This window comes from Rhizobium sp. BK418 (assembly GCF_004341105.1).
Classification (GTDB): domain Bacteria; phylum Pseudomonadota; class Alphaproteobacteria; order Rhizobiales; family Rhizobiaceae; genus Rhizobium.
In genome coordinates this window covers 205483-213545 of the sequence record NZ_SLZK01000008.1, presented here as the reverse complement: position 1 = coordinate 213545, position 8063 = coordinate 205483, and the positions used below count along the sequence as shown (strand labels likewise).

The 8063-nt window shown below is 54.6% G+C and carries 5 protein-coding genes; 3 read left to right on the top strand and 2 right to left on the bottom strand.

Features of this window, described 5'->3' with window-relative positions; genetic code table 11:
* Window positions 1-363: 363 nt before the first annotated feature.
* On the bottom strand, window positions 364-2211 hold the full coding sequence (locus tag EV281_RS27325) for a GH25 family lysozyme (protein ID WP_132657538.1): 1848 nt from the start codon (window positions 2209-2211) through the stop codon (window positions 364-366).
* 2 nt (window positions 2212-2213) lie between these two features.
* A complete protein-coding gene (locus EV281_RS27320; RefSeq protein WP_132657536.1) occupies window positions 2214-3203 on the bottom strand; it encodes a GH25 family lysozyme in 990 nt (329 codons plus the stop codon).
* Window positions 3204-3506: 303 nt separating this feature from the next.
* Here EV281_RS27320 and EV281_RS27315 point away from each other — a divergent pair, with 303 nt between their 5' ends.
* From EV281_RS27315 to EV281_RS27305, 3 genes are all read left to right on the top strand, one after another.
* A complete protein-coding gene (locus tag EV281_RS27315; RefSeq protein WP_132657534.1) occupies window positions 3507-5501 on the top strand; it encodes a caspase family protein in 1995 nt (664 codons plus the stop codon).
* 12 nt (window positions 5502-5513) lie between these two features.
* Window positions 5514-6182 carry a DUF4956 domain-containing protein gene (locus EV281_RS27310; RefSeq protein WP_132657532.1) on the top strand — a complete coding sequence of 223 codons (669 nt, stop codon included), beginning with the start codon at window positions 5514-5516 and terminating at the stop codon, window positions 6180-6182.
* A gap of 717 nt (window positions 6183-6899) precedes the next feature.
* The gene (locus tag EV281_RS27305) at window positions 6900-8006 is read left to right on the top strand and encodes a hypothetical protein (RefSeq protein ID WP_132657531.1); all 1107 of its coding nucleotides are present in this window, start codon (window positions 6900-6902) and stop codon (window positions 8004-8006) included.
* The last annotated feature ends 57 nt before the right edge of the window (window positions 8007-8063 follow it).

The window sequence follows — 8063 nt, the reverse complement described above, 5'->3', positions numbered from 1 at the left end:
CCAGCGACAATCACGATGATACCGTCGCCGACGATCGCGACACCAGAATCTCATCCAGATTGTCGCGCTGATCTCATCCAGATTGTCGCCCTACAGCCGTTCTCGTATCTACAATCGTGGTAAGGAATCCCTGGGTAGAGCTTTAGGTCTGTTGCGGGACCAGCGCACTTTCCGTCTTCAAAGTATCGGGGTTTGGAAAGCATCCGTATCAAGTATTTCTCCAAGCCCGCTCGGGGGTTCGTCCCCGAGCTTGCTTGAGTTACCTGCTTAGCTATGATCGCCTCGCAACTGGCCGCGTGGCCTTGTCCGGCCAGGCAAAACCAGATTGCGATGGCACCGGCAGAGACCTTGAACATATCTGTCTCACTTCTTTTCCGGCGATATGGCAGCTTCCCGCCCAGCATTCTGGCCAGTCGCGGCGAAAGCAGTGAATTGTGCTTGGTTTCCGAAGAAGACATTGTAGTCGATCGGCTTCTCGAACCCGTCGATCTTCCCCTGTTTGGTGATTTGCCAGATCGTCCAGGGATTGTCGCCGGGATAGCCAGGTGCATCGTCGTGTGTCCTCTCCGCATACCAGAGAGGATATTGGCTGAAATCAGATTGCAGGACGTCGCCAATCCCCTGCCGGGATGCATAGATGAGTGGTTGTTTTCCGTAAGCTTCTTGCACGCGACCCAAGAGATCCTTCAGATTGGCCCGCACGCCATCACGGTCAGTTGCGCACGCGTCGAGGGTTGGTGACCCTGTCACCTTGTACCATTCGAGATCGATGGCTACCGGCAGCAAAGCCTTGTCGGGCGGAGCGACGTCAAGGAGGTTCTTTATCTGACTTTCAGCCGGGCTGCAGTCAAACACATGGATTGCCCCGAACGGCAGTTCGGCCTTGTTCGCATCAGCACGATACCGCGAAAAACGGTCGTCTCTTTGATCCGAGCCGACGCTTGCCCGCTCATAAAGAAACTTGAGCATGCCACTTTTTGCGGCGGCGTCGATATCCGGAATTCCATCAAACGAGCTGAAATCTGCACCCCTTATCAAGTAGTCTTCCGGCAGCGAGAAAACTTTGACACTGGGTTGCCCGATGATCGCCGACCCGGTGGTCTGGAAATCCAGTTCTTGCGGCGGCAGCTCGTCCCCTTTTGTGCTCGCCTGCTTCTCTGCTTCCACCGGGGCAAGGAAGAAGAAGGCACCATTGAAGGAATCATCGGATACTAAGGACCCCACACGCAGCTGTGGACCATATTCGGTCGGATTGGTGTCGGGAATCTCAAGATCCTCCAACGCCATGTCCATTGCTTCCACGACCTGCCCCAGACGAACAATGGTCGTGCCCAAGACCTTTTGAGGTGGACCTGCTTGAGCGGATATGAACTGGGCTCCGTTTGGATCGATTGCACTCTTGTTGATCGCATTCAGGAGTTCTTCGAAAAATACGGTCCCCTTACCATCGGGTGCCCCGCGTGCAAGCTCGTGAGCCTTCGCCGCAGTAACAGCGTGCGAGCCGGGCTCTCTCGGATAACTGAAGTTCGCGCCCTTGCTGGTGATGATCGGGAAAATTCCGCCTGAGTAGCAGGAGCCGATAAGGGCGAGGGTATGATAGGCTTGGTTGGATATTTTCCGAAGGCGGCTCTGCAGATCATCCAGCGAGTAGCTATGCGACGGATCCATATCTGCATCGCCTGTTGTCAGAGCCAGAGCCAGCGCACCAGCGTCATTCTGAGACTGTCCTTCCGCACCATGGCCATCGTACATGAAGAGGAAGCGCGCCCGACGATGGTAATCCGTCACCTGGGGCAGGAAATACTGTTCCAGAAAGAAGTTGATCGCATCCTTCGTTGCTTCCTCGTCCTTGAGGACGATGACCTCATCGAAGTCCTGGGTCTTCAGAAACTCCGTGATGTTCGGCAGGTCTGATTGCACAGATTTCAGGACGCGCTCGTTCGGGTCCGAAAAGCTCGGATATTGGGAAACCGACACCAGGAAAGCGAAGCTTCTGACATCGAGATCGCTGCTGTCGTTCCGGATATAGGCCTTTATCCGCTTGTCGACTGGCGACCCCGGAGGCTTGTAGACGATAAACTTGTCGCAATAGGGGGTGTTCGCCAGAGACTTCGGACAATTTGCGGCCATCGCATCTGTAGAATACGCGAGAAAAAGTCCGACCACCGTGGCGGCACAAAGCTTCAGCAAGAGTGCGGGTGTGGGCCGCATCGTCAGTTAACACCGAACGTCTCGCGGAACTTCGCGTCCGAGCCGTAGAAAATCGAACTGTCAAAGCCCGCCGTCGATAATCCCGGGATCTTGGCACGATCGGTAAATTGCCAAATCACTGTGGTTGAGCCGGGGAGGACGGCAGGCGTTTCGTCGAATTTTCGCTTGGGATTATAGTCTGCAATCCAGATCGGATAGTCTTTAAACTCACCGACTCGTGACAAAGGAATGGTTTTGGAAGAGAACCAGGCCTTCGCGGTGTAAATGATCGGGCGCCGGCCAGTGCGAGCCTCAATCTGCTTGAGGCAATCCAGTGTCTTTGCAATGATTTCATCGGCTGAATGGCCTACCCAGCGGTCAGGATTGGTCTTTGAAACATCCCATTCGAGATCGACGACGGGCGGGAGATCTCCAGTTTTAAGGCCACCATGGAGATTGAGGTAGTCGACAAACGCGTTTGCTTGCTCCTCGCCAGAGGCGTCAGAGGCAGACGAGAGAAAATGATAGGCTCCGCGAGGAACCGCGATACTCGCAGGCAAATTCCCAGCATCCGCCCAGAACTTCTTGAACAGTTTGTCCTTCGACAAGACGCCTTGGGTTGCTTTAATATATATGAATTTGACGTCCTTCTGTTTCAGAAGGGTCATGTCGAGATCGGGGCTCGTGTAGTGGCTGATGTCGATGCCGAAAATGCTGTTCGCCCGAGGCTTATTGTCTTTCAGACGGTCTGTTCTCGCGTCTCTCGGGAACGCGAAATCTGGCGGGATCGCCAATGTCTCATTCTTCGTTTCCGGGGCGTTTGGGTTGTAGGCAGGGATCTCGTACTCTGCGAATAGCTTCGCTCTGGAGGCGTCTTCCGATTGGTCGTCGGGAAGATCTGTCCAACTGCTTTCAGTCCTGGTCTCCTCCGCCAGAAGGCAGTGAAATGGAGCAGTTGCAGTAAAAAAGGATACAATAATCAGGGCAAGTTTCAGTCGCGACCGTCTGATCATGCTTCCCTCCGAGATTTAAATCGTTTTAGGCACGCCTCCGCGATCGCTGAATCGCAGCTCTTCTGAACCGGTTGATAGAGATCTATTTCGCTTTATTTTTGTGATTTTCATTGAACTATAATACAACTATATCGATAGTAAAGAGGAATTAATTTCCTCGTATAAATATTTCATGCGACTAGGGAAAACCATTGATTTGTCAGTGATGTTAGGCTTTCATCCGTTTGGTATTGCAAACCGATAGGATCGGTATTTGCGCGCGATAAGCTTCGATCAATCTACATCAGCGATGTGGAGGTTGGCATGCAACGTTTTCATGCTTTCTGTATCGCTTTGGCGTGGTGCATATTGGTTGCAGCGAGCCAAGCAGCAGCAGAAACCTGCAGAGCTCCCGACAAGGTCACGAGGTCCCCTCCGAACCCCGTGGATCTGTCTATTCCAGACAAGGATGGGCTGAAATTCACGATCTACGACCACAGCTATGCCTTGTTAATCGGCGAGTCCAAGTACAAGCAGAACCGGTTGGATAACGTCCCGGGCGAGCTCGATTCGCTCAAGGCCGCACTGGAAAGCCAATTTTTCGACGTCTCCCTATACCTCGATCTCGACAGCGGGGATTTTTCGCAAACCATTGACTGTTTCATTCGTAAAGTCGCCGGCGACCGGAAGGCGCGGGTTTTCGTCTATGTGAGTGCTCATGGAGCAACGCGCACAGTCACCTTCAAGAACGTCCCCAGGAAAATTGGCTACATCCTCCCGATCGACGCCCCCCTGAAATCGAATGATCCCGACTTTCTCTCAACTGCGCTTCCCAGCAGCCAATTCCTCGAATGGGCAAGATGGCTGGAGGTCAAGCATGCCCTGTTCGTCTTCGACGCCTGTTTCGGTGGAGCAATCTTCGAGAGCAAGGGCGAGAACGGGGACAATAATGTCGCGCCCGACTACATCTATTCCGATTCAGCTCAGTCGCCAGTGCGGGTCTTTTTAACAGCCGGTAGCGAAGATCAGGAGGTTCCCAGTCAAAGCCGGTTCCTAAAACTTCTGATGAGTGCAATTCTGGGCCAGAGCGATGAGGCCGATTCCAATCACGACGGATACGTGACGGCCGACGAGTTAAATGTTTTCCTCGCGAACAACGCATCGGAAAGTCAAACGCCTTCGTCCGGCACGCTGGACGATCCCGATTTCAAGAGCGGCAAGTTTTTGTTCAAGCTCCCGTCCAAGGCAACACCGCTGACCGTGCCAGCTAAGACCGAAACAGCCGCGGTTACGTTTTCTCCGATCTTTGTAAGCGCAGATGGAAACGGAAGAAAAGCTCAACGTTACCAGGTCGAGAAGCTTGTCAGCACGAAAAAGGGTGCCTGCAACGAGAACTGCAGCAACGGGAACGAGTACTCGATTTCCATATCAGTTCCGGAGGAGCTTCCTCCGGCAGCTCTTTTCGACGATCTTGAGCTCACTTGCGTCGATGGATGTAAACAATATCCCGAACTTATCGAGGGCCCCGGCCTTTCCGCCGATAAGCGAACTGGTAGCGTGAGGTTCCGGTCCAATGAAGACTCGGCGCTGTGGAGGCTTAGGGCGACGGTTGCGGTCAAGGACGAAAAGGCCGACCAAGTGATCGTCGTCAATGCTACCAACAATCAGGTCATCTCTGTCGATCCCAATCAGCTTTCCGTCGCCGCCACTCCGGCCCCTATACAGGCCGAGATCGCCGACAAAGTGCATAAGATTGTTCTCGATCTCCAATCGGACGATACAAAAACCCGACGCGGTGCTCGCGTGGAGTTGGCGAAGGTACTTCAGGATGATGATGGCACGCTGGTCGCTCAGCTGATTCGCGGTACCACGACCGGGACCTACCGGTATCAAGTTGGTATCGCTGAAGCCCTCGCGAATATGAAGGATGGCTGGAAATCGGCGGAGTCGGCTTCCAAGGATATTCTCCTCGGCGTAAAACAGCGAGTGAAGGACCCCACGCTAAACGCTTCGATCGATCGGGCGATCAAGAATTTCCGCTCATCCGTCTTTTACGAGGTCGGTCCGGATGGCTGGCTTACAAAGGCGAACCAGTTGCATCCTGCCAAGATGTCATCCGGACCTCTACCCTCATTCGATAGCTTACAACCCGGACAGATCCTGAAGGCGGACTCAGAGATTTATCTTCGTGCCGGCCCTGGCGTGACTTACGGAACATTCGGCGTCTTGCAGACCGGCGCCTGCGTTCGGATCGTCGCCAAGACGGCGGGCGCCAAAACTCCTGGGTGGTTGGACGTCGTTTCCGCGAAATGTGGTTGATCGGCAGTGGCAATGGGGGCGTTTTTCGATTGGCTTAATGAAATGCTTGTCGCCACCGCGATGGGCCTTGCCATTGGAGCCGTTTACTGGCGTCTGCATAGAGGATTTACCTACTCCTTCACCTTCGTGCAGACTTGCGTCCTAACGGTCATCCTTTGCACCGTCATCTCTCGGATCGTCTCGAACGCTTCGTCAAGTTCGATGGCGATCGCATTCGCCTTGGTGGGCATGCTCGGTCTTATTCGGTTCCGTACCGTGGTACGAGATACCAGAGAACTCACGTTTCTTTTTCTCGCAATCACCGCAGGGATCGCGATCGGCAGCGGAAGTACTGTTTCAGGGGTTGGTGGCTGCATAGTTGCGTTGGTCGTGCTGTATGTCCTGGCCAAGGCCGGATTTGGCGTCACGGACACATCCGCGTTTCGCATCAAGGTCAAGTCTAGCTCCGATGAGACCGACTATATCGTCGCACAGCTTACAGACATTACCGAGAGCCTTGATCTAATCTCAACGAAGGTCGACGAAGAAGGCATCTTCGCATGCTCATTCGATGTAGTGACCAACCTCAAGCAAACTCCCTCATTTCTCATGCAAAGGCTCACGGGTGGAACAAAAAAAATCGACGTATCGGTAACTCGACAGGGTCGCAATCGCTCGATTAATGATAAGGACGATGATTGAGTGACAGCGGCTCGCACGATGGCATATTGCGGCTTGAGGCGCTCGGGAACACTGCGACCCTATTCTGATGTTCCGGATTGAAATCAGCGCGTCGGCCCTCGCGGGCGGACGATCCTTTTGCCTCTGCAGACGATCTCTGGCGCCGGGCCGGCGAGCCAGCGACTCACTCGTCGAGCTCGCCGAAGACGACGCCTTCCCTCATTACGGCTCGGAGCGCGCTACTCCACCGCGTGGGTGGACTTGCTCTGCGGCAAAAGCTTTCGCCGGCTGCAGCTCAGGCGCAGCAGGAATGTAAGCCTCACTATCGATATGGTATTCGACGAGGGTGCGGCGCGAACCATTCACCTACCTCTATGTATTTATCTCGCAATGTATAGAATAATAGTTCCTATTTACAGATATATATAAACGTGTAATTCTTATATTTGAGCACGCGTGAATGTTTATCCATCTGGCGTTCCCTAGAAGATGACATGCATAATGGGGACTGATATTGCCTGCTGTTGTAATTGCTACTTTGGCAGCTTGGGGGGCCAAGTCGAACGACTGGATGCCGCTGCAAGCAGTCCGAATGAATTGCGGCCTTTGTAGAAACGAGAAATGGTCGACGTGGATTGGACGGCGTTGTTGGTACGCAGTGTGGCTGGGAGTCCTACGCCAGTCGCGCGCAAATTCGCGCAGTTGCCCTTATCTCGAATGCAGACCGGGAGGGAATCCATGCATTTGTCTCGCGAAACTGCGTCGTCCATCTGGTACGGTCCACTGCGCAACGCCAGGGTTGCGTCCCGATGTCTTCTTTCGTTTATCCTCGTTTCTGCGTCGCCGGCACCAGCGCTCGCGAACTCGCCTTTGAAGAATCAAGTTTTCAAGACAGTGCTCGAACAGGGCTGGTCTGACAACGCCGACGATAACGGAAAGAATGAGCGTCTACCCGGCGCAGCCGTTGTCGAGGTGATACGGGCATACAAGTTGGCGCGCCGCACCGCTCACGACATGGCCGCCACGTGTGCGGTGCGGGACCGCCCGTCCGAGTGCAACACGGCGGATGCGGCCATCGCCGACGCGACTGATGCCTTAGGTGAGCTGACATTAGCGATATCTGTTGCCGAATGGGGTGTCGCATGGGACGGCCCCGCGCCGAAGGATCCCGCTGGGCGAGATTGGGCGGGGCCGAAAGACATCACTGTCGGCAAGCATGTGATGAGCTACGCGCTTGGCGGACTCGGACTGCCGCACCTCGACACGGGCATGGCACAAGATCTTTTCGATGAGATAGTGCAACGCGTTCCGGCCTCAGCGGGCGACCTGAAGCAGTTTCGACAGAGCTTCCGATACGACTCGGTTAGAGCCAGAGGCGGACCATGCTCAGGACGTTCTGCCGTGATCATGACCGATTTGAATGGGGAGCCCTTCCGGCACGATGCCGTTATGTGGGGTGGCCAGAAGTACTGCCATGACCACAACCCGACCAACGAACTTGATCCAGAACGGTGGCAGGTCCTTCGCACTTGGGCCCGCGCGGGGCTTCGAGACAGAGAGGTCCAGCAGTGGATTGTGGATTACTGGCTGCGGAAAGTGTGGCACCCGACGCTCGAACGCCTAGCCTTCGAGAAAAACGTGGACCCGACCAACGAGGCGTTTGTCGTCGCGCGAATCTGGAGCACCTCGAAAGGCGCGGCGGATGCTGCAGTCAAGGCGGCTGGTACCCAAGCCGACCCACGAAAACGTATCGCCAGTGAGCTCGCAAGCTACGGCCACGAGCGCCGACATCAATTAATGCTGCGTCTGGGCACGGTCTACGACAGCATCCAACCGGGAAATTGAGCGCCCGCGCTACTCGATAAACGAAAACTGAGTTTGGCAGGAGAACAACATGCACCC